We start from the raw sequence: 269 nt of genomic DNA, 5'->3' as shown, positions 1-269 counted from the left end.
AGATATTGCCCGCCGGACACCGAATGGCTTAATTCGTAAAACCCCTGGCTTCGGCCCACGTTCGGCACTGAAATTATTGCAGGATGAAGATCGCGAATATGGCTACGTTATCGAACGCGGTAATAAGTTTGTCGGCGCAGTCTCCATCGATTCGCTTAAAACCGCGTTAACGCAGCAGCAAGGTCTTGATGCGGCGCTGATTGATGCGCCGTTAGCAGTCGATGCACAAACGCCTCTTAGCGAGTTGCTCTCTCATGTCGGACAGGCAC

At 52.4% G+C, this 269-nt stretch carries 1 protein-coding gene; it reads left to right on the top strand.

Features of this window, described 5'->3' with window-relative positions:
• A partial coding sequence (locus tag FN960_RS24125) for an ATP-binding cassette domain-containing protein (RefSeq protein WP_260682104.1) occupies positions 1 to 269 on the top strand: 269 nt, incomplete at both ends.

The sequence above is a fragment of the Alkalicoccobacillus porphyridii genome, assembly GCF_007293315.1.
Classification (GTDB): domain Bacteria; phylum Bacillota; class Bacilli; order Bacillales; family Bacillaceae_D; genus Alkalicoccobacillus; species Alkalicoccobacillus porphyridii.
Note: the sequence above shows the minus strand (reverse complement) of the source record. Positions and strands in the feature narration are given on the sequence as shown.